Annotated in this window: 17 protein-coding genes and 1 pseudogene; 11 read left to right on the top strand and 7 right to left on the bottom strand. The window is 52.3% G+C overall.

Going from position 1 to position 22,009, the window contains the following annotated elements; translation table 11 throughout:
* The first annotated feature begins 70 nt into the window (after positions 1–70).
* From JUF13_RS11460 to JUF13_RS11450, 3 genes are read left to right on the top strand one after another with little or no spacing between them, the layout of a single operon-like run.
* Positions 71–859, top strand: a complete 789-nt coding sequence (locus JUF13_RS11460; RefSeq protein WP_268890201.1) for a TIGR03111 family XrtG-associated glycosyltransferase — start codon at positions 71–73, stop codon at positions 857–859.
* Entirely contained in the window at positions 856–1,287 is a 432-nt protein-coding gene (locus JUF13_RS11455) for a 6-carboxytetrahydropterin synthase (RefSeq protein ID WP_203639784.1), read from the top strand. Before JUF13_RS11460 ends, JUF13_RS11455 begins: the two co-directional genes overlap by 4 nt.
* Positions 1,280–2,869, top strand: coding sequence for a TIGR03766 family XrtG-associated glycosyltransferase (locus tag JUF13_RS11450; RefSeq protein WP_203639783.1), 1,590 nt, complete (start codon positions 1,280–1,282; stop codon positions 2,867–2,869). Before JUF13_RS11455 ends, JUF13_RS11450 begins: the two co-directional genes overlap by 8 nt.
* Positions 2,870–2,990: 121 nt before the next feature.
* On the opposite strand, the gene JUF13_RS11445 is transcribed toward JUF13_RS11450, so the two are convergent.
* Positions 2,991–4,835 carry a DUF5776 domain-containing protein gene (locus tag JUF13_RS11445; RefSeq protein WP_203639782.1) on the bottom strand — a complete coding sequence of 615 codons (1,845 nt, stop codon included), beginning with the start codon at positions 4,833–4,835 and terminating at the stop codon, positions 2,991–2,993.
* A 779-nt stretch (positions 4,836–5,614) separates the two neighbouring features.
* Here JUF13_RS11445 and JUF13_RS11440 point away from each other — a divergent pair.
* Positions 5,615–8,074: a phosphoketolase family protein gene (locus tag JUF13_RS11440; RefSeq protein ID WP_203639781.1), complete on the top strand. Its 2,460-nt coding sequence runs from the start codon at positions 5,615–5,617 to the stop codon at positions 8,072–8,074.
* Positions 8,075–8,279: 205 nt separating this feature from the next.
* Complete coding sequence (locus JUF13_RS11435; RefSeq protein ID WP_203639780.1) at positions 8,280–8,705, top strand: hypothetical protein; 426 nt, start codon at positions 8,280–8,282, stop codon at positions 8,703–8,705.
* Between the two features lie 72 nt (positions 8,706–8,777).
* Here the strand turns inward: JUF13_RS11435 and JUF13_RS11430 are convergent, their stop codons facing one another.
* Positions 8,778–9,320: a TetR/AcrR family transcriptional regulator gene (locus JUF13_RS11430; protein ID WP_203639779.1), complete on the bottom strand. Its 543-nt coding sequence runs from the start codon at positions 9,318–9,320 to the stop codon at positions 8,778–8,780.
* A gap of 526 nt (positions 9,321–9,846) precedes the next feature.
* Here JUF13_RS11430 and JUF13_RS11425 point away from each other — a divergent pair.
* From JUF13_RS11425 to JUF13_RS11415, 3 genes are all read left to right on the top strand, one after another.
* The gene (locus JUF13_RS11425; RefSeq protein WP_203639778.1) at positions 9,847–10,854 is read left to right on the top strand and encodes an NADP-dependent oxidoreductase; all 1,008 of its coding nucleotides are present in this window, start codon (positions 9,847–9,849) and stop codon (positions 10,852–10,854) included.
* 112 nt (positions 10,855–10,966) lie between these two features.
* Positions 10,967–11,911, top strand: coding sequence for a helix-turn-helix transcriptional regulator (locus tag JUF13_RS11420; protein ID WP_225893689.1), 945 nt, complete (start codon positions 10,967–10,969; stop codon positions 11,909–11,911).
* 745 nt (positions 11,912–12,656) lie between these two features.
* A complete protein-coding gene (locus tag JUF13_RS11415) occupies positions 12,657–13,337 on the top strand; it encodes a hypothetical protein (RefSeq protein ID WP_203639777.1) in 681 nt (226 codons plus the stop codon).
* A 459-nt stretch (positions 13,338–13,796) separates the two neighbouring features.
* Here JUF13_RS11415 and JUF13_RS14630 read toward each other — a convergent pair.
* From JUF13_RS14630 to JUF13_RS11390, 5 genes and pseudogenes are all read right to left on the bottom strand, one after another.
* Positions 13,797–14,216 (bottom strand): annotated as a pseudogene (locus tag JUF13_RS14630) (extracellular solute-binding protein); the annotation flags it as partial.
* 27 nt (positions 14,217–14,243) lie between these two features.
* A complete protein-coding gene (locus JUF13_RS14625; RefSeq protein WP_203639776.1) occupies positions 14,244–15,056 on the bottom strand; it encodes an ABC transporter substrate-binding protein in 813 nt (270 codons plus the stop codon).
* A gap of 4 nt (positions 15,057–15,060) precedes the next feature.
* Positions 15,061–15,882, bottom strand: a complete 822-nt coding sequence (locus JUF13_RS11400) for a carbohydrate ABC transporter permease (RefSeq protein WP_373300835.1) — start codon at positions 15,880–15,882, stop codon at positions 15,061–15,063.
* Between the two features lies 1 nt (position 15,883).
* Positions 15,884–16,789, bottom strand: a complete 906-nt coding sequence (locus JUF13_RS11395) for a carbohydrate ABC transporter permease (RefSeq protein WP_203639775.1) — start codon at positions 16,787–16,789, stop codon at positions 15,884–15,886.
* Entirely contained in the window at positions 16,782–17,819 is a 1,038-nt protein-coding gene (locus tag JUF13_RS11390; RefSeq protein WP_203639774.1) for an ABC transporter ATP-binding protein, read from the bottom strand. Before JUF13_RS11390 ends, JUF13_RS11395 begins: the two co-directional genes overlap by 8 nt.
* A gap of 649 nt (positions 17,820–18,468) precedes the next feature.
* Between JUF13_RS11390 and JUF13_RS11385 the strand changes: the two genes are divergently transcribed.
* From JUF13_RS11385 to JUF13_RS11375, 3 genes are all read left to right on the top strand, one after another.
* Positions 18,469–19,173: a response regulator transcription factor gene (locus tag JUF13_RS11385; protein ID WP_203639773.1), complete on the top strand. Its 705-nt coding sequence runs from the start codon at positions 18,469–18,471 to the stop codon at positions 19,171–19,173.
* Entirely contained in the window at positions 19,154–20,539 is a 1,386-nt protein-coding gene (locus JUF13_RS11380; protein WP_203639772.1) for a sensor histidine kinase, read from the top strand. Before JUF13_RS11385 ends, JUF13_RS11380 begins: the two co-directional genes overlap by 20 nt.
* A gap of 276 nt (positions 20,540–20,815) precedes the next feature.
* Complete coding sequence (locus JUF13_RS11375; protein ID WP_203639771.1) at positions 20,816–21,484, top strand: GNAT family N-acetyltransferase; 669 nt, start codon at positions 20,816–20,818, stop codon at positions 21,482–21,484.
* Positions 21,485–22,009 lie beyond the last annotated feature (525 nt).

Below are 22,009 nucleotides of genomic sequence, written 5' to 3'. Positions count from 1 at the left end.
AAAAGTATAGGTCTCCATGGCCTATTTGTTTACCCTTAATGTCTTAAGGGGTGTTGCACTTCAATTTTAAATCGGGCCCAAAAATGAATATTACGAGTACGCCCAGGCCTTTCTCTCTGGACGGACCATTGAGTCGTCCAAGGATCAGTTGTTTACCATGTCAGGCGCGTTCTCTGCGTTTCGGCGGGAAGTCCTGATGGAAACCTTCCTCTATGATATTGATAGCATTGGGGAGGATACCGACATGACCTTCCAGATTCGGACCCGGCTGGGCAAGAAGGTGGTCATCTGTGCCGACGCCATTTTCTACGTCGAGCCCATCTCCGGGTTTTCTGAACTTTACACCCAACGCCAGCGATGGCAGCGGGGAGAGCTCGAGGTTACCGAGAATTACATGACCCAATCTTCTAGTTTGAAACGTTTCTTTAACAACTTCTTAGTTCGGCGAATGATCATTGATCACACGTTTGTGTTTCCCCGGATGATCTGGACCTTCGCGAGTATCGTGTTGATTGCCTTTGGGTACTCCACCCTGGTCGTGGGGATGTCTTACCTACTGATTTACTCGCTGTACGTCTTTGTGGCGCTCATCAATTTTGCCAGTGTGGCGATCCTGCTACGAAAATATCCCAGCGAGCAACATTACTACCTACACCTCTGGTGGGTGACGCTGACCCTGCCAGTTTATCAGTTCGTCAACTCATGGATCCGGTTGGTCGGCATCATTAATGCCATGACCACCAAGGCCACGTGGCGGATGCGGGGGATTAATGAAGAAACGAGTCGATTAATGGCGGTCCTGCGGGATGATGGTAAAACCCTTCGCGAGCAGTACCGGCGGCGTAGGAAAGGAAAATGAGTATGAAACAACGGTCCTATAAAATTAAATCATACGTTAATGCGAGTCACGCGGTCCGGTGGAAGTCCGGGACGGGTAAGAAGCATAATCATACTTGGGAAATCGTCTGTGAGCTTCACGTGTTTGAAGGGATGGTCTCCTTCTTTGATATCGAGAAATCGCTGGGGAAGGCCATCGATGCCTTGTCCGGTCAGTATTTAAATGATTTGCCCGAATTTAAGGCCATCAATCCGACCGTAGAAAACGTCACGGAATACTTGTTTAATGAAATTGATGGCATTTTGCGGCAGAACAACGCGGTTTTACTGCGAATCGAAGTCAGTGACTCGCCAACCCGGTCATTCTGTATTGATGTGACGGAACGGAAATTCCCGACGGAAGACGAAGTAGCCGCTGAGGTGGCGAAACAGGTAAACGACGATGCGTAGGTTCTATAAGTTCAGTCAAGCAGTGATCAACCTCTTTTGGCGCGTCCTGTTTTTTCTGACACTTTTTTTTGCGGTGACGTCGCCAAACATTATCTTAGGGGATAACAATACCTTTGGGACGAGTACCACAATGTTGACGACGGGCTTGGTGATTGGGTTGGTGGCCGTGGCGGTCGGCATCTATGCCTATCCGCGGTTTCGTGCGTGGCTGTACCGCATCTTCATCACGGAACGGTTGCGGACGGGGATAATTCTCTTATTGATGGTGTTGGTGGGTCAACTGTTCTTCGTCTACTTTGTGCACCCCAATAGTGGGTTTGACTCGGGGATGTTGCTCCATACGGCGACGGACCCGACCAGTGTGACGGATCCAGACATCACGTCTTATTTCAGTTTGAACCAAAATAACATGCCCATCATGTTGTTCATGCACTGGATCTCAACGACCTTCAATCAGACCACGTGGGAGTTCTTTGATTTTGTCACGCTGTTTTTCGTTGATTTGTCTGCGGTCTTTAACCTGGTAAGTGTCTGGGTCGTTAAGAAAAAGGCCCTGGGTGCGGCCATGTACATTCACGTCGGCTGGCTCGCCGTCTTTCCCAGTATCATCATGCCCTATACGGATGCCTGGGGACTGCCACTGGTATCGTTCTACCTGCTGTGTTATTTTGTCATGCGCAAATCGTCCATTCATTCGCTGATTCGGGCGGCGGCGGCCAATGGCTTTGGGATTAGCGTCATGCTGACGTACTTCATGAAGCCATCGTCCATCATTCCCGTGATTGCGATTGTGATTATTGAGGTCTTAATGGCGATGGCCAATCATAAACATTTACACCTGGAGGCGTTGTTCATTGCCTTTGCCATGGTCCTATTCATTGGCCGGAGTGGGTACGAAACCTATCAATACGTGAATCATAAGGTTGAAAATCAAACGTACATTCAGATTGATAAGTCGCGGGGAATTCCCGCGATTCACTTCATGGCCATGGGGGTCTACGGCCAGGGTGGCTACAGTTGGTGGCAAGCCGTTGAAATGACGTTCCTCCCAACTAAGAAGCAGAAGACGGATTACTCCGTGATGATGCTGAAGAAGCGACTGAAGCAATTGGGCCCAGTCGGTTATCTGAAATTTTTGGTAATGAAACAGCGCAATAACACCGCTGACGGGACCTTTGGGTGGCTAAAGGAAGGGCACTTCTTCCTGGAAAATCAAAAGCCTAATAATAAAGGCATTACCAATAAGCTTAAGAACTTTATTTACCTGTACGGGAGGCACATCGCGGACTTCCGGTTTGCAGCCCAGTTGTGGTGGATCACGCTTCTCACAATCATCGCACTGGGCTTTGGGCCGGAGCAGCGGGTTATTCAGATTTTAAAGGTGGCCATGATTGGTGGTTTTGCGTTCCTTCTATTGTTTGAAGGTGGGCGGAGCCGGTATATCATTCAGTACCTGCCATGTCTGCTATTGCTAGCGACGATTTCCTTCGACCGAGCGGTGGCCAACGTGAACCGGTTACTGAACTGGTACAAAACGAAGCTGGCCGCGGCCATTGCGGCGGATGCAGTCGGTCATGATTAGTGTTTTATCCTATTAGAATAGTTTGCGTGGGCGCTTGGTCGATTGCGACTGAGTGCCACAATAAAAGGGATACGCCGGACGACGTATCCCTTTCGCATTATCAACTTCTAGGCGTGATCGACTACTTCACGGCCCTAACCAATCGTGGATTAGCGGTAATGTACCCACCGGCAACCCGGTAACGTAACGTTCCGGCGGTTGTCGTATCCTGGCCTTGGGAGTAATCCCAGCCGAGTACTTTGAAGGTGTGGTGTGTCTTCTGTGGGTAATGCTGTTTCCGTTGGGTGAGGTTCACGTTAGCATAGCGGTTGACGGCAGTCTTGGCACGGACTTGGGCAGGCACACGATATTTTCCGGCAACGACAAAGTGGCGATTTCCCGAAATATATTTGCCGTTGGTGAGAAGTAAGCGGGTCGTCTGCCCGTGTGTGACAACCTTTTTAACAGCTAGTTGTTTGCCTTGGGCGTAGGCAACCTGGGGTTGAGACAATGTCGCGGAATCATAGCCGTTGATGCCACCAGGGTTGATGACGGTCACCGTCTGCGGGGCGTTTTGGTAGTAGCTAGCCGTGACGTAGTCGGCCTTAGCGGTGACGTAGCCGGTCTCACCATACGTCTGGGAATGCGGGTTGGTGTCGCTAACCTGATAGCGGTGATTACCAGCCTTAGAAGTCGTGACCCCAGTTACTAAGAAGGTCGGCTGCTTCATCTGTGGCTTTTTGGTAAACCAGGCCAGTCGGTTGGCGGCACTGAAGTCCTTATCGCTATACAGACCGATTTTTTGGGTCGCTGAGATATAAAATTGTTGGAAGTCTGCTGTGTCATCTTCCGTTGGTGTGGCTGGTGAGGGTGTCGGTGTCGGTGCCGGGACATCGGGTTCCTTGATGGCCATGCCTGGTTGGGGCTCACGCACGTACGTTTGATTGCCAGTGATTCCGTGATCTTGACCATCATAGAGATTCAGTAATTGCTGGGTACTGTCATTCACCGTTGTGTCTGAATCACCCAGAACGGGGCCCTGCGGATCATAGACCTGATAGTTCTGTAGAAAGTCGTCGTAGCCCGCAAATGGCGGTTGGTGGTTTAAGTTGAAGCTGACTTTGCCGCTACCGACTTCCTGCCAACGATTAGTGACCATTGAATTACTGCTCGTTAGATTGTAGAGGCCACTGTCGTTGAGAATGAGAGCGGGACTGACGGTGAGACAGTTGAGTTGGGCGGTGGAATCAATATAGTTTTTGTAATTATCAGAGACTTTGTTGGACGAAGAGAAGTTGCCTAAATTGAGGACCTGTAATGCTGTGCAGCCCAACGCTAGCCCATTCAGGTTGGCAATGTTATCTGTCTGCATTTTGGAGAGGTCCAAGTAAACAAGCGAACTATCATTTTGAAACATATTTGCGATGGAGTGGGGATTGTTGGCTGTGAAGCTTGGCGCAGTAAAAGTTGTTAAGGATTGGTTGCCGGCAAACATGCCCATGAGACCCGAACCGCCGACAATATTTGTGCTGTCTAAGTTAGTAAGGTCTAAATTAGCTAATCCACTGTAATCGGTTACATTCGTAAAATTAGCAAATAGGTAAGCAGCGTTGTCGCCAACGTTAAGTTTCCCCGTGATGGCAATCTTCGTCACCATGTCTTGGAAATCGGTTCTGGTGAGGCTATCTTGGTTATCTTCAGCAAGATCAGTCAAAATTTGGCCACTGGGAAGCGTCATCCAGTTACCAGAAGACTTGCGCAACGTGCCACCCTGTAGCGTTAACGTACCGTTATTTAGGGTCCAGGGAATACTGGTCTCATCGGAGCCGATGGTGCCCGAATAGCTAGTTTCATCGACAGTAGCTGCCCGGGCACTTGGTAAGGAGGGTGTCACGGGCAGATTGCCCTGAGGAGGAACGGGAGCTAACGGACGCAAACCAATGAGTAATCCTAATCCTAATGCGAGTAAGCCTACTTTCCATTTCATTAGATAAACCTCCCCGAAACGAATGCGTGCTAACCGAGTCAAACCAATTAGTTGTTCTCACCGCTAGTGTACCATTGAGCAACCTTAATCATGAACGATATTGACTCGTTTAGGGACAAGTATTTAGAAACGTTAGCTGAAAATGAAATTTCGGTAGTTCTATCCTATAGAATGGGTTGCGTGGGTGCTTGGTCGATTGCGGCTGAGTGCCTTTTCGTTTGCGCTGCCGTCCAGAACCTAAAGGATTTCCTAAGCCCCACCAATTCCTAACAGATTACCGGCAATCCGGAATGGCCTTTGCTATACTCGACTCACGTTAAGCGATTGCCTTCCAGTGAGGAGGCGAGTTAACGTTTCATCGGCGACCCGTGTGGGCAGATTTAAAACGGGAGTTCGCCGATGACAAGTCGACACCGAATCCAGTCATTTTCAACAGAAATGCCAATGAAAATTGCGTTTGCTGAGCAAACCAATGCGAATTTTTTTAAAAGTCTGCTATACTTTAAGCGCAAATGTGATTTTTAGTTTCAGCGCGCGGGAAAGCTTGTTAGGTCAGCAAAGAGAAAGGGTGACCAGCAGTTGAATGCGGGTGAATCGGCGGGGCTTTTTCCAAGGATTCACGCATGAAAATCAATTTATTTTATAATTGGGACGAACCAATTTATAAAAAGGTTGACTTTTTGTGAAAGTTTAGTATGATAAGAGAATAGAAATTAACCTCGATCATTGATGTTGATTTAGATGATGTAACTCAACGACACGAAGGAGTGTATGAATTCATGGCAGTAGATTACGATTCCAAGTCATACTTGGAAAAAGTTGACGCATGGTGGCGTGCCACTACGTACCTTTCCGGTGGTATGATCTTCCTGAAGAGCAACCCATTGTTCTCAGTTACGAACACACCAATCCAAAAGGACGACGTTAAGGTTAAGCCTATCGGACACTGGGGTACTATCTCAGGACAAACTTTCCTGTACGCCCACGCCAACCGTTTAATCAACAAGTACGGCTTGAACATGTTCTATATCGGTGGTCCAGGTCACGGTGGCCAAGTTATGGTAACGAACTCTTACTTGGACGGCACCTACACGGATGCTTATCCTGAAATTACTCAGGACCTCGAAGGGATGTCACGTCTGTACAAGCGGTTCTCATTCCCTGGTGGAATTGGTTCCCACATGACTGCCCAAACGCCAGGTTCCCTTCACGAAGGTGGAGAACTTGGTTACTCACTTTCCCACGCAACTGGTGCTGTCTTAGACAACCCAGACCAAATCGCCTTCACTGTTGTTGGTGATGGGGAAGTTGAAACCGGCCCTGCTATGACTGCATGGAACTCCATCAAATTCTTGAACCCTAAGAACGATGGTGCCGTATTACCAATCCTTGACTTAAACGGGTTTAAGATCTCTAACCCAACCCTGTTCTCACGGATGAGCGATGACAAGATTGCTAAGTTCTTCGAAGGCTTAGGCTGGTCACCACGTTTCCTTGAAAACGAAGATATCCATGATTACATGACTTACCACGAAAAAGCTGCTAAGTTATTTGATCAAGCTATCGCTGATATCCAACAAATCCAAAAGGATGCCCGCGAAAACGGCAAGTACGAAGATGGGACTATCCCAGCTTGGCCAGTTGTTATCGCTCGTTTGCCTAAAGGTTGGGGCGGTCCTACGCACAACCCAGCTGGCGAACCAATCGAAGGCTCCTTCCGTGCTCACCAAGTTCCACTTGGCTTAGCACAAGGTAAGCTTGATGAATTACCAGAATTCGAAGCTTGGATGAACTCATACAAGCCTACTGAATTATTCAATGCTGATGGTTCATTGAAGGCAGAAGTCGCTGACTTCGCTCCTAAGGGCGACAAGCGGATGGCTGCTAACCCAGTTGCCAATGGTGGCCGTGCTCGCGGTGCCAAGGCCGACACGCTCGACCTGCCTAACTGGAAAGACTTCGCTAACGACATCAACGAAAATAACCGTGGGACTCAGTTGCCAGATGGTAACAAGAACATGGATATGAACGTTCTGTCAACCTTCTTCGCCGGCGTTGCTACGAAGAACCCAACGTCATTCCGGATCTTCGGACCTGACGAAACGATGTCTAACCGTCTTTGGGAAATGTTCAAGATCACGAACCGTCAATGGATGAGTAAGGTCAAGGAACCAAATGACCAATACGAAGCCCCAGAAGGCCGTATCTTGGATGCCCAATTATCAGAACACCAAGCTGAAGGTTGGCTTGAAGGTTACACCTTAACTGGTCGTACCGGTGTGTTCACGTCTTACGAATCATTCTTGCGGGTTGTCGACTCAATGACGACGCAACACTTCAAGTGGATCCGTCAGGCTGCTGCTGAACCATGGCGTAATGATTACCCATCATTGAACCTGGTTTCAACTTCAACTGTCTTCCAACAAGACCATAACGGTTACACCCACCAAGACCCTGGTATGCTGACCCACTTGGCTGAAAAGAAGTCCGACTTCATTCGCCAATACCTGCCAGCTGATGGGAACACGTTGTTGGCTGTCTTTGACCGTGCCTTCAAGGACCGTCAAAAGGTTAACCACATCGTTGCTTCCAAGCAACCTCGTCAACAATGGTTCTCCGTTGCCGAAGCCGAAGAACTGGCTAACACCGGTTTGAAGACTATCGACTGGGCTTCCACTGTTGCTGAAGGCGAAGATGCTGATATCGTCTTTGCTTCTGCTGGTGTTGAACCAACCATCGAAACGTTGGCTGCCATTGACTTGCTCAATGCTGCATTCCCAGCTGTTAAGATGCGTTACGTCAACGTGGTTGAATTAGAACGTCTGCAAAAGAAGAACGGGCCTCTTAACGACGAACGTGCTTTGAGCGATGCTGAATTCAGTTCATTCTTCGGCGAATCCGGGACTCCTGTTGTCTTTGGTTTCCACGGTTACGAAGACTTGATCGAATCATTCTTCTACGAACGTCAACACTTAGGCTTACACGTTCACGGTTACCGTGAAGACGGTGATATCACGACTGCTTACGACATGCGTGTATACTCCGAACTTGACCGTTTCCACCAAGCCAAGGATGCTGTTAACACCTTGATTGCCAAGGGTGTTATTGACGAAGCTGCCGGTAAGGCCTTCGACAAGAAGATGGATGACATCTTAGCTAAGCATTTCAAGGTTACCCGTGACGAAGGTCGCGATATTGAAGAATTCACTAAGTGGGCATGGACCCCACTGAAGAAGTAATTCTTTAGTTAAATCAAAACTTAAACGCATGACTTGCGACTTGTTCGTGAGTGGTGTGATGAAAGGTCAATCCAGTGATGGGTTGGCCTTTTTTATTTGTCTTAAAAATGGAGAATTCGCAGCCTGAATTTTGCGTTCATTGAAATAAAATGTATAAGGCTTATAATTTACTTTAAGCTAATCTTTAGGAGGAGGAACTTTTTTCATGAAAAAATGTTTATTTACTATGGCCTTAGTAGCATTGCTTCCCGTTGCAATGGTATCAACGCTATCAGAAGCTATACCTGCAAAGGCCGCAATCACGCATACGACTCCAGTAAAAATGCGTGGGACTTGGTATGGGTACAGCAGGGATTACAAGTTCTGGGAAAAAATTCATTTAACCAAGTATACGTTTACCTATCAAAGTGGTAATGACAAGGTGACCTTACATCACATAGATAACGTTCATGGTAAAACCGAGGGGAAGTATACGTATACTTTCCAGCAACACAAGCACATCGCCGCAACTGACTTTTACGCGTGGGGAAAAGCTAAGGTTAAAGGGAAATACAAGAAATGTTTAGTTCAGGATGGGACAACGGCTATGTTTAGAACGAAAATTAAGCACTATAGTTCTGTAAAGTACTAAGAAAAAGAATGCCAATAGAAAAAATCCACAGCCAATTGGTTGCGGATTTTTTGCGTAACAACTTAAACTAATTTAGAGTCCCCGGACAATCAATTGCCAGAGCGCTTCAAAGCGGGCGGCGTAGTCATCGTCGTTCCAGGTGTCCTTGAAGGTGGGGAGGGCGAAGACGGAGAAGGCTGACAGAATGGTCTCGGCCCGCTCGTGATGCGCGTCCTGGTAACTCATAATCGTGTCGATCACCACGTAAGCACTGGTCAGAACGGCGCGCAGGGCGGTCGGATTGCTGTCGATGTAGCGGGTGTTGAGGGCAAACATTTGGGGATGGTCGTTGTAGGCGTGTTTCTTCGCATTGGCAAACGCCCACAACCAGTCGTGAAGTTGTTCAGCTGGCGTGCCGGTCGTGGGCAACGGAATCTGATCAATGATCGTCCGTTGGAACCAGGCGGCGGCCACGGCCTCCCAGAGTGCCTGCTTGTTGGTAAAGTGTTTGTAGATGGCCGCGTGGGTCACGTCGAGCTGCTGAGCAATCTGGTCTAAGGTAACGGCCGGTTGTTGGTTCGCGGTGATGAGTGCTTCAGCGGTCGCCAGAATTTTTTCGCGGGTAATTTTAGCCATAGTCATAACGGACTGAACGCAAGCGTCACGAGTCCTATCTCCTTTATTGGTATTTCTTATAGTGTAACACAAAATAGCAGTAAGTTACTTTATTTGACTTTTGTTACTAAATGATTTATTCTTACTAAGAAGTTACCGATGAATGAGGTGTATCTGACTGATTAGAATTTTAATGGCCAGGCCACATCATGGTCAGAACCGAGCACGGAATACTGCTGGGATGGTGAAAATGGTCAGTGAAGTCAGTATCAGTGACCAGAGGCGGATCAACCTGGCCAGCTGTGTCGGTGGTCTTAACTGAGTGGTTTTCTCAGTTTAGAGCACGGGACGACCTTGGAAACTCGCGGACTTTGCGAGGTTTCAAGGCGAGGTGGAGGACCGCCCCACAGGCCGGAACCGTTCCCCACAGCAGGGCAGGTTGAATCCGCCGTCGGGAACGGAATCACGCGTCACCGTAGACCATTTTTACCAAATCAAAGGACAATAAGCTAAAGATACCGACCAAGGTCGGGGAGGAGCCAATAACATGCAAGCAGCCCAATTAGACAAGTATGACAAACAATTCAAACTCGTGGTGCGGGACGTCCCAACGCCCACACCCAGCGCCAACGAGGTGTTGGTCAAGGTACGCTATGCGGCCGTGAATCCCTTAGAGATGTTGATCGGTACCGGGAGCGTTAAGCTGATTCAAAACTACCAGATGCCAGTCACGATGGGGAATGAAATCTCCGGTGAAGTGATGGGGGTTGGGGCCAACGTCGATGATTATCAGGTTGGCGACGCCGTTTATGCCCGGTTACCGTTGCCACAACAGGGCGGTTTCGCCGAATACGTGGCCGTGGATCAGGCAGCATTAGCACCAATGGCCAAGACCCTCGATTTTGCCCATGCAGCAGCCGTGCCGTTGACCGGGTTGACTGCCTACCAAGGCCTTCACGAAGAACTGGGCGCCAAGTCCGGCCAATCCGTGATGATTCCAGGGGGCTCCGGCTCCTTTGGTCAAATGGCTATTCCGTTAGCCAAGCAAATGGGACTAGAAGTCAGTGTTAGCGGTAATGCTGAGGCCAGAGAGGGCGTCATGGCCTTGGGTGCGACCAACTACTTTGACTTCCGTCAGGATAATTACTGGGAAAAGTTATCGTCAGTCGATTACGTGATCGACACGCTTGGACCGAAGGAATTTGCCCATGAACTGCAGATTTTGAAGCCCGGTGGCCGGGTGCTGTCCCTACGGATGGGGCCTAACCGGCAATTTGCCAAGGATCACCAGTTATCTTGGTGGAAGACGGCGCTGTTTACCCTAGCCGGCCGCAACTTCGATAAGCAAGCGGCCAGCGTGGGTGCCGATTACCGGTTCATCTTCGTGCGCAGTGACGGGCAACAGCTGCGGGAAATCACGAAGGTAGTCGAGGAGAACCAGATTGAACCGGCCATTGACCCAACGGTCTTCCATTTGACCGACATTAACAAAGCCTTGGACTTGGTCGCCAATGGCCGTCCTAAGGGTAAAGTGCTCATTCAATTCGATAAATAAACGAAGGCGGCGACTCTGCGGGGTGGCCGCTTTTTAATTTGGTTGCGAGTTTTTTGAAGGTTGCTGGTATAATGAGGGTTAACGAGATTGGCAGAAAGCGGGGTGACGGCACGTGCAGAGTAATCAACGAATCGCAGAGCTCATGGTGCAGTTGATGTCCGGTGAAACGCTGAAGCAGAGCGATTTAGAAGCGAAATATCATATCAGTCGACGAACGTGTCAACGAGACTTTTCGTACGTGCGCAGTGCGCTATCGGAGTACGCGGCGGGCGACCTGGTGGAACATGACGGCAGTTACCGTTTGGCCCGCCAGAGTGAAGAGACCGACGTTGAAATGGTTTTGACGATGAGCAACATTCTCTTGGGGTCCCGCGCATTAGACCAAGATGAGCTGACGGCGACCTTGGATTACATCAGCAGTAGCCTGTCGCCGGTGATGCAGGCAGTGGTCCGGCAACAATTAATTTTGTCGCGGGGCAGTTACGTGCCGTTATCCCGCGCAAAGCCGCTGCTACACCGGTTGCGGGAGGTCGCGGCCAGCATCGTGCGCACGGAGAAACTGGTCTTCACCTACCGCAGTAGCAGTCACAACAATTCCCAACTACAGGTTCACCATGCCCAGCCGGTGGCCTTGTTCTTCGAGACCTACTATTTCTACGTTGCCATGCTGAGCGAAGAGCACCACGGTTACTGGCTCTACCGTCTGGACCGGATGGGGGACATCTTAGATACGCTACCGGGAGATCATCTCGACTACGCCGAACGTTTTTCCCTGCAGGAGCACCGCAACTATACTTATTTGATAGATTCAGGGGCACTGACGCAGATTCGCTTCGAGTACCATAACTATCTGCAAACGGCACTGGACCACTTTCCTGGTTCACGGGTCGTCAAGCAAAATGCGGATGGCAGTGTCGTGATCGAAGCCTTCGTTAAAGTGGATGGGGCCTTGCTGTGGCTGATGAGTCAGGGCGCGGGGCTGAAGGTGTTGTCGCCGGTGTCGCTGGTCGACCGCATCAAGTCCGAACTCCACCACACACTGAATCAATACGAGTGAAAGTCATTCGTTCCCGGCGGCGGGCTCAAGCTGGCCTGCTATGGGGGACGGTTCCGGCCTGAGAGGCGGTCCTCCACCTCGCCTGAAAGCCTGGAAAGTCACCAGTCTCTCAGGTCGCCCCGTGGTCTAAACTGAGAAAACCACTCAGTTAAGACCACCGACACAGCTGGCCAGCTTGGCCCGCCTCTGGTCACTAACATTTTCCTCGATTTATTCGTGGTAGGGTAGCTGTTGGTCATTCCTCGGGTTGGTTGCAACTCCGTGGCTCTAAATTGATTCGCGCTTGCCAAGAGTAATTGTCGTTCCCGGCAGCGGTCTCAAACCGCCCTGCTGTGGGGTCGGTTCCAGCCTGGGAAGCGGGCTTCCACCTCAACTTTGAGCCGAAGAGCGGTCTCAAAGATTGCCCCATGGCCTAAGCTGAGTGAGAAACCTCAGCTAACGCCATCGACACAGCCGGGCAGTTTGGCCCGCCTCTGGTCACTGACATCGGCCGACGACTTTTCACGTCGTGTTGATTAGATGTCGGTGGTCGGGGCTCAGGCTGTACGCATGGACTTTGATACCAAATAGACAAGTTAGTTAGTGTTTTAGATGCACAAATAGCGTTACACGTATCTGCTAACAACAGATAGTGTGTAGCGTTTTTACTTACGTTTTCCTAAACGACAAACTGTGACGCCACCATTTTGTATAATGACCTCATCATCTAATCTTGAACTGGGTGAATTCGTTTGAGGAGGAAACAATGATGAATCGGTTAACGAAAATGATTGGCGCGGCCTTGGTGGCGGCGAGCTTGGGTTTAGTGGTCAGCGGGATTGGTCAGGCACCAGAAACCGCTAGTGCTGCGGTTAAGACCCACAAATTGGCAAGCTTGCCTAAGGCATTTCGGGGAACTTGGTATACCAGCTATAAAGGTAAGGGGCGCAAAATCAAGGCGAGTGCGAAGAAGTTTGATATCTCAACTTATCGGCATGCCTTGGATCGTAATAGCTATAGTGCTGCCAGTCAACAATACTTTACGCCGTATCGATTAAGTGGCAAGAAGGTTCGTAAGCAGACCCTATATTTGTTGAATGGTACGGGAATAAGTACGGTTCGGCGGACAACGATTAAGGGCAAGCCAGTTTTAATTCAATACAATGAACAAGAACATGGGACTAGCTTAACAATCTTCACTAAAACTAAAAAATCTTCAGTCCAAAAGGTCTATTTTGGTTCTAACCCATTCGGGATGGCCGTTTATAAGCGAAAGGACGCCTTGAAGAACCGCAAGTTTTACCGGACAATTGATCCAATCGTGAAGAAGCAATTTGGTGCAGCGGTGAAAAAGAAAGTCAACAAGGGCGGTAAGACTGGACCATTTAAGCATATCAATGTGGTTTCCTATACGGCCTATGGTTTTTGGGAAGGCATTGCAAACTAAGGCAGTTTAGCTTGGACATCAATTAAGTAGTCTATCTATTATTTTGAATATGGAAAAGACGTTACGGTTATCTGTCAACAACAGACAATACGTAACGTCTTTTTAGTACAATTAGTCAGATTTCAAAGCCAGACACAAGGTCGCAAACCGTCCGCAACAACGAACCAGTAAGGGGCCAACGCCATGTCAGCCGCAGAGCTAGTGAAAATGAGCCACGGTGGTCGATGTCAGTGACCAGAGGCGGGCCAAAGTGACCAGCTGTGTCGATGGCCTTAGCTGAGTGATTTTCTCAGCTTAGCCCATGGGACAACCTTTGTGACCGCTTCTCAGGCACAAAGTTGAGGTGGAAGCCCGTCCTTCGGCTGGAACCGGCCCCACAGCAGGGCGCTTTGAGCCCGCCGCCGGGAACGACCAGCACCACGCGTCTCGGCTCAGTTTTCACTAACCCGAGGACCCAGGCTATTGTGCCCGTAGCTGTTTCGCGCGTTGTTGCCGGAGCTGTTTCAGAGCTTTTTCTGGCGTCGTGGTGCCGGCGCTCAGCTGGTCCGACGCTTGGTTCACCGCATTCCGATAGGCGGTGTAACCGTAGAAGGTCGGGTCCGGTGAAGCATGGGGCAACGACTGCACGGTTGCCTTGGCCGCCGGGTGCTTGACCAGGTAACGCCGGTAGTCGCGACTCTTCAGGGCCTGGGTGGTCAGCGGCAGGTAGCCGGTGGCCTTAGCCCATTTGAGCGTCTGCTTCTGGCCCAGCAGGTAGGTCATGAAGGCCGCGGCCCCGCGGCGTTGGGCCGGAGAAGCCGATTTGAACATGACCAGATCATTGCCTTGCAGGGCACTGACGTGGCGGTTGCCCCGATAGCTGGGTAGCGGCGCCGTTCCCCAGTGAAACCCCTTGGGCGTGCTGGTTTAGAGCACACCAATCGCGGCCGAGGAGCCACTGTAGAAGAGCGTTTTGCCCTTGAAAAATTGCACGTTGCCGTAGCCGTCCGTCCCCGCCGTGGTGGCCGTCTTGGCCTTCAACATGTCGTAGACCACGTGGGTCGCCGCGAGCATCTTGGGACTCGTCAGTTTCGGCCGGGGCGTCATCAGCGGGGTGCCCGCCTGAAAGGCCAGTGTATCCCATTCGGCGGCGAAATTCTGGTTCAGCGCCAGCCCGGTCAGTCCCTGAGCCTTGACTCGGGTGGCATCGCGTTGGAGCGCCTCCCAGGACTTGGGCACGGCCGTGTGGGTCTGCTTGAGCAGGTCGCGGTTGTAGAACAGCAGGCCGATAGACTTGGAAAACGGCATGGCGTACGTTTGCCCGCGGTAGTAGCTGACCTGCCGGAGATTCGGGTCGATACGGGCCATGGTGTGTTTTGGCAGATAAGTGTTCAGTGGCACGATAAATTGGCCATGCACGTAGTCGGGGACGTTGGTGTACGTGGTCTGAGCGATGGTCGGCAGGGTGTCGGACTTGGCCGCGGCCATGATTTTTTGTTGGACGTTGGCGAAGTCTCCCTGGCCACTCGCGACGACGGTGTATTTAGACTGTGATTGGTTAAAGCCGCGAACTAAACCATTAAGCGTTTGTTGGCTGGCGCCGGTCATGCCGTGCCAAAAGGTCAGTGTGACGCGGTTGTGCGCAGAGGGGGGCGTGGTTGGTTTGCCAGAGCAGGCGGCCAGCGACCCCAGGGCCAGAATAGCGGTGAGGCTTAGGAGCAGACGGAAGTGGTGTTTCATGTGATCAGCCTTTCAAACGGGATGCGGTCACCCCGAGAATTAAGTATTTTTGACAAGCGAGATAGAGAATGAATAACGGCAAAATGACGCAGACGGAGGCGGCCATCAGGAGCGGATAGTTGGTGCCCTGGTCGCTGGTGAAGGTCATCAGGCCCACCGGCAACGTGCGTAACGCGTCGGCGTTGGTGACGATGAGCGGCCACATGAAGGCGTTCCAGGAGCCAATGACCTGTAGGAGCGCCACGGCCGTGATGATGGGGCGATTGATGGGCACCAGGACGTGCCAGAGGTATTGCCAGTCACTGGCACCGTCCAGCCGAGCGGCCAGGTACAGCGTTTGCGGTTGGGCCTTGAAGGCCTGATGGAGGGCGACCAGCATAAAGGGACTGGCCAGCCACGGCACGATGAGCCCGGCGTAGGTGTTGACCCAGTGGAGGTGAGCCAGGGTGATGAAATTGGGAATGAGTAGGAGTTCACTCGGCACCAGCATCAGCGCCACCATGAGCGCGAACAGCCACCGCTGGCCGTAGAAACGCAGATGGGTGAAGGCAAATGCCGCCAGCAGGCTGGTAAACAGCTCACCTGCCGTGGTGGCAACGGTCACCAGCAGGGAATTCAGGCAGTAACGTGCAAAGGGTGCCGCCTGCCAGACGTGCCAGTAGTTGAGCCACTGCAGAGACTTGGGCAGCCAAGTCATCGTTGCGGTCAGCGTCGTTGCGGCCGGTTGGAGGCTCGTGAGGACCATCCAGCCAAAGGGCAGGAGCGTTAGGATGGCGCCCGCCGTTAGCAGCAGGTACCAGAGCGTGGTGCGAATGGGATGAGCCACGTTACCGTCCCCCTAACTGACGCTGTCGGTGGTGAAAGTAGCCGACAGTGATCAGGGTCAGTGCGCTCACACACAGGAAGAGCACGACGCCACAAGCCGCGGCGACGGCCATTTGATTTTCGACATAAAATTTTTGATAGAGGTAGACCATCAGGGTGAGGTCAGCGTCCCCCGGTCCCGCGGCGCCGTGAAACAGCGCGTAGACCTGGTCGAACACTTTGAAATTGGTGATGCTGGTGTTGACGATGACCAGAATGGTGATGGGCATCAGGAGTGGCCAGGTCACGTTGGTGAACCGCTGCCAATCGCTGGCGCCGTCCAGTTTGGCCGCTCGGGCAAAGCGGTGGTCGATGTGATTTAACCCAGCCAGAAACAAAATAATATTGAAACCCAGCCCCTGCCAAATGCAGACCAGGATCAGCGCGCCCAGCGAGTAGTGCGGGTCGTTGAGCCAGTCGATGGCGGGGATATGTAGGAGGCTCAGGAGGCGGTTGAGCAAGCCACCGTCTAGCCGAAAGATCCAGTTCCAGACCAGCCCAATGGCCACCGTCGACGTGACAAACGGTAGGAAGTACACCGTTTGAAAAAAGCCGGCGAGTCGCGGAATCTGGTTGATACCTAGCGCAATGGCGAGGGCCAGGGCGACAGACACGGGCATGGCAATCAGAACCAGGAGCAGCGTATTGCGCGTGGCCAGATGAAAGGCCGGGTCGTGCCAGAGGTAGCCAAAGTTGGCCCAGCCCAGGGCGCCGACGTGGCCGGTATAGTAGTTGTATTTGGTATAGAGGCTGATGAGAAACGCGTTCAGTAGCGGCCAGAGGATGAAGACCGCGGTGAGCACTAGCAACGGGGCCAGGTAGAGCAGCGCCTTGAGCGTGGATTTGGCGGTCGGCGTTTGATTAAGCATCGCGGTCACCTCCCGCGAGATTGTGGCCATCGGCGGCGAAGCCCGTGCAACCGGTCGGGTCTAGCGTGACGGCAACCGTTGCGGCGGTCGTCGTGGGGATGGCGGTGCTGATGAGCAGCCCCATTGTCGTTTGTAAATAGGTCTGCACGTCGCGGCCCAGTTGAATCTGCTGGGTCACGGTGGCGGTTAGGTGGGGCTGGTCGGTCGTTGCCAGGTGAATGGCTTCACTGCGGATGCCCAGCGTGGTGGCTGGGGTTGTGGTTGGCAACCAGGATTTGAACACGGCCGGCAGCTGGCTGAGCGGCACCACATTGATCCGGGGCCGGCCAATGAATTGGGCCACGGTCAGGTTGGCGGGATGCTGGTAAAGGTCCCGGCCGGTGCCGACCTGTTGTAGGCGGCCGTTGGCGAGGACCATAATCTGGTCGGCCACCTGGAGCGCGTCCTCCTGGTCATGGGTCACCAGGACCGTGGTCACGCCGGTCGTCCGCTGAATCTGGCGGATGACGCCGCGAAGTTCTTCTCGGAGCGTGGCGTCCAGGCTCGACAGCGGTTCGTCCAGGAGTAAGAGGCTGGGTTGTTTGGCCAGGGCCCGGGCGATGGCGACCCGTTGTTGCTGCCCGCCGGAAAGTTCTTGCGGGAACTTCGTCAGCTGGTCGGTCACCTGAACCAACTCGGCCAGTTCGGCCACGCGTTGGTAGCGGGCGGCCTTTTTGACGTGGGCCATTTTCAACGGGAAGCCAATGTTATCGCGGACGGTCAGGTGCGGGTACAGCGCGTAGTCCTGAAAGACCATGCCGATGTTGCGGTGGCGACTGTCCGTGGCGGTCACGTCGGTCTGGTCAAAGATAATCTGACCAGTGCTGGGCGTCAACAGGCCGGCAATCAGATTTAAAATGGTGGATTTCCCACTACCGCTGGGGCCCAGGAGCGCCGTCAGTTGGCCGTCCGGAATTTGGCAGTCAAAGTTGGTGAGGATGGGCGCCTGTCGGTCGTAGGCTAGGGTGATGTTTTTTAGGGTGACCCGCATAGGCCCAACCTCCTTTCTAAAAATAAACTGATTGACGTTTTCGTTCCCGGCGGCGGGCTCAAACCGCCCTGCTGTGGGGCCGGTTCCAGCCTGAGAAGCGGGCTTCCGCCTCAACTTTGAGCCGAAGAGCGGTCTCAAAGGTTGTCCCATGGCCTAAGCTGAGTGGGAAACCTCAGCTAACGCCATCGACACAGCCGGGCAGTTTGGCCCGCCTCTGGTCACTGACACGGTCGCTTATTTTTACAATGCCGTGAATCTCCGAGTCAGCCGCAATTGTTGTGGGTGATTGCTGACGACTATTTCTATTTTGCTGGCTGGTGGTCTAGTGCCCCTTGAATCTAGCCAGCACCAAATGTATACATTGTGTCGTTGTTTAGATATGTCCCATTATAGCCTATCTGGACAGGAGGTGGTATCAATAATTTTGCGGTGGAATGGTGTTGAGTCGGCGTCGTAAAGCTTAGAATTTGGTTAAGCCGTCTAAGTTAGGGGAGAAACCATGCTAAAATGAAATCACCCGCGCTTGAGGTGAATTAAAGCGGGAATATTTCAATTAGTTAATTGATGAGAAGCGTGACCTATCGTGCGAGTTGGTGATTAGATAGTAACGATTAAGAACAACTAGGGATGTTTAAGGGGGAGACCACACATGAAAGTAACCATTTTGTTAGTCGAGGATGAAGAGGGACTGCGAACGCTGCTGAGCGCCGAGCTGGCGTTTGAGGACTACACCGTGATTCCTTGTGCCAGCGGAGAAGATGCGCTGACGCAGTTTGCGGCGCACCAGGGTGAGATTTCGCTGATTATTTTGGATTGGATGTTGCCCGGCATTGACGGGCTGGGCGTGCTACGGAAGATTCGGCGGCACTACGACGTTCCGGTGATTATGATGACCGCACGGGATTACGTGGGCGACAAGGTTTCCGGCCTGGACGCCGGCGCCGATGACTACATCACCAAGCCGTTTGACACCGAGGAACTGCTCGCGCGGATTCGCGTGATTTTGCGGCGCAACGTGGTGAAAAATATCAATGATAAGAAATTTCACGTGGGGCCACTGGCGTTGGATACCAAGACGCGCCAGGTCTTTGCGGCCGACGCCGAGATTCAACTGACGCAACGCGAGTTCGATTTGCTTCTGACGTTCATGCAGCATCCGGGCCAGGTCCTGACCCGCGACGACCTACTGGACGCCGTGTGGGGCACCAATTTCGACGGGCAGGTCAACATCGTCGACGTCTACGTCCGCTACCTACGCAATAAATTAAAGGAAAGTGTTGCCAGCCAGATGATCCAAACGATTCGGGGCGTGGGCTACAAACTGGGTGCCGCTGATGAAGAAAACGCTCTTTAATACCAGCGCGGCGCGAATCACCAAGGTGTACGCGCTGCTTCTGCTGGGCATCACCGTGATTCTGAGTGGCGTCATCATTTCCGTGGTCGGATTCAAGCAGGCCGAGGTTCAGCGACAACAGGCGTTGGGCATCGTGCGTGGGCTGAAACGGACCTTCGTAGCCAACCGCGATGACTGGTACTGGTGGCGGATGAGTAGCTGGGCCGACAAGCGGACGACCTTTATCCGCATCAGCGTCACCAAGCCCGGCAAGACCACTAAGCACCTCTATTCACCCAACACCCAACGGTTCTTGCGGACCAAAGCCCACGGGACCGTACACCAGGTGACGCCCAACTTCGGTTACCTGGAGAAGTCGGGGCTGTATTATCACGTGCGCGCATCCGACGTGTCAACGGATAAACAGGACCCGACCGTGCACTACGACGTGTGGTTAAAACTCAATGATGTCACCGATTTGTTGCTGTTGCTGGTGAAACTGATCTTACTGATTTCGCTGGCATTCCTGCTGATTGGGACCTGGTTCATTTACTTGCTAGCGCGGCAACTGAACCGACCGCTGGTGGAGCTGACCGGCACGACCAAGGCCATCAACCAGGACATTTCAGAAAATTATCAGCGGCAGTTACCGGTGCCGGCGTCGCCCCAGGAAGTCCACGACTTAACGGTCGAGTTCAACCTGCTGCTGCATTCGCTGAGCGAGCAGGAACAGGCCGACCGGCGCTTCGTGGCCAACGCCTCGCACGAATTGAAGACACCCATCGCCACGATTCGCGGGTATGTATCCATGGTCAAACGGCGCGGCACAGCGCATCCCGAGGTGATTCCGACGGCGCTGCAGTTCATCGACCGGGAGTCCGAGCGGATGCAACGGTTGGTGGAGAGCCTGCTGAAGCTGTCACGGGCCAATCAACTAGAGCTGACCACGACCAGCGTGGACCTGAGCCAGTTGGTGACCGAGACGGCGGTAAATTACGGCACGTCGATGGGCCGCGAAATCATTTTAAATGTGCAACACCACGTCACGGCGCAGGTCAACGCGGACAGTCTCACGCAGATTCTCACGAGTCTATTGAACAACGCCCAGAAGTATTCGCCGACGGACTCGCCCATCACGGTCACGCTGGCGGCCGTGGGCAAACAGCTGACGGTGGCCGTGGCGGACCTGGGGATGGGCGTGCCGGACGACCAGAAGACACTCATTTTTGGCCGCTTTTACCGAACCGGCAACGTGCGCAACCGCGTGGCCGGCAACGGACTAGGACTGGCCATTGTCCATCAGCTGGTCACCCTCAGCCGCGGCGAAATCGTGGTAAAGGATAATCAGCCACGGGGGAGCGTCTTTGAAGTGACCCTGCCGCGATGAGTGCCGTTTCTGAGAAATTCTCAGGTAAGTTTCTTTTTAAATAGATAGAGCCCCTTCACTAAACTGTGTAGAATGAGTCACAGTTAATCAGGAAGGGGTTTTTGATTAACGGGGGAAAGCATCATCCCGGCACCATCTGCGGGGGAGCAACACAGTAGAGGCCAGGAGTAAGCAGAATAGAAGCAGGTTGATGGTTATTGGAGTAGCATGGAAAAATTTTAAAATGGGCGCCGGGCTGTGGGGACGGTCGCGACGCCAGAAAGGGGGCAGCCAATCATGAGGAGTCCGTTACAGATTCGTGAGTTCCATTACGCAGACGTGCCGGCGTTGGCCAAAATTGTGGGCCAGCTCTGGCAATTCGATCAAACCAATCGCGGGTTAAATGAAGCGGCGGCGCGGGTTTACTTGCGGACGTGCTTGACGCAACAAAACTACGTCCGCGTTGCCGTGTGGCAGAACCAGGTGGTGGGGGCCATCTTGGCGGATACCAAGTACCGCAAGAAGGAACGGTCGTATGATCTGTGGCAACTGACAGTGGCCAAGGCGGCTTTAGCCGTTCGGCCGGGGGGCTGGCAGCTGTTGCGGCAGTTACGCGAACGAGGGTCGATTGACGACCATCTCTTGGCTAGCCTGCAACGACGCGAGTTCTTGGGGGAAATCGTGTTGTTGATGGTCGACCCGGAGTATCAAAACCTGGGCATCGGCCACCGACTAGTTCAAACGGTTGCTGAGTATTGGGATGCAGCACCGGTTGATAAGGTGTACTTATTTACTGCGGCAGAACGTTTGGGGCGTTTCTACCGCCAGCAGGGCTTTCAGGAAAGCCAACGTGAGCAAGTTGATTGGCCAGCGGCCGACCAGCCGCACCAGTTAGCCGGGTATTTGTACACGGGCCATGTCAGTGATTTGGTGACTGCCCCCAAGCACCGGCTATGCAAGGAATAGGGCCAGACCTGGGCCGAACGGGTTGCGTTCGCTCAAGGTCAGCAACTAAATAAACCACGGAGACCGGTTGATTATGAACCGGTCTTTTTGTGTTTTAGGACAATTAGTTAATAGTTATATTAAGACGCTTAGTATAATTGTTTACATAATTCAGCACTTTTGCCATTCTGGTGATAGTTTTCCCGCAATAAATAGCCTAATATTGGACACAGTCAATTAAGTGGTAATAAATTGACTGCGTAGACGAATAATTGGGTCATTTAGAGTAGGTGTTAGGCATCAATTCCCAGCAACTAAGCGTAAATGACCCTTCAATCAGTGCTAGTTTGAAGTTAAGCTAGTTATGTGGTTGCGGTTTAAAGTCGTGTCGGTTGCTGAGTAAAGCAATCAAGACACACCGAACAGACGATGGCAGAATCATAACCAGCCACCTGTTTGTAGTTTAAACCAGTGTCAGCCGCAGGGTTGGTGAAAATGAACTGTTCAGGTCGATGTCAGTGACCAGAGGCGGGCCAAAGTGACCAG

It is taken from the genome of Levilactobacillus wangkuiensis (assembly GCF_016861605.1).
GTDB classification, from domain to species: Bacteria; Bacillota; Bacilli; order Lactobacillales; family Lactobacillaceae; genus Levilactobacillus; species Levilactobacillus wangkuiensis.
The sequence above is the reverse complement of the archived record's forward strand: the minus strand, read 5'-3'. Positions and strand labels throughout refer to the sequence as shown.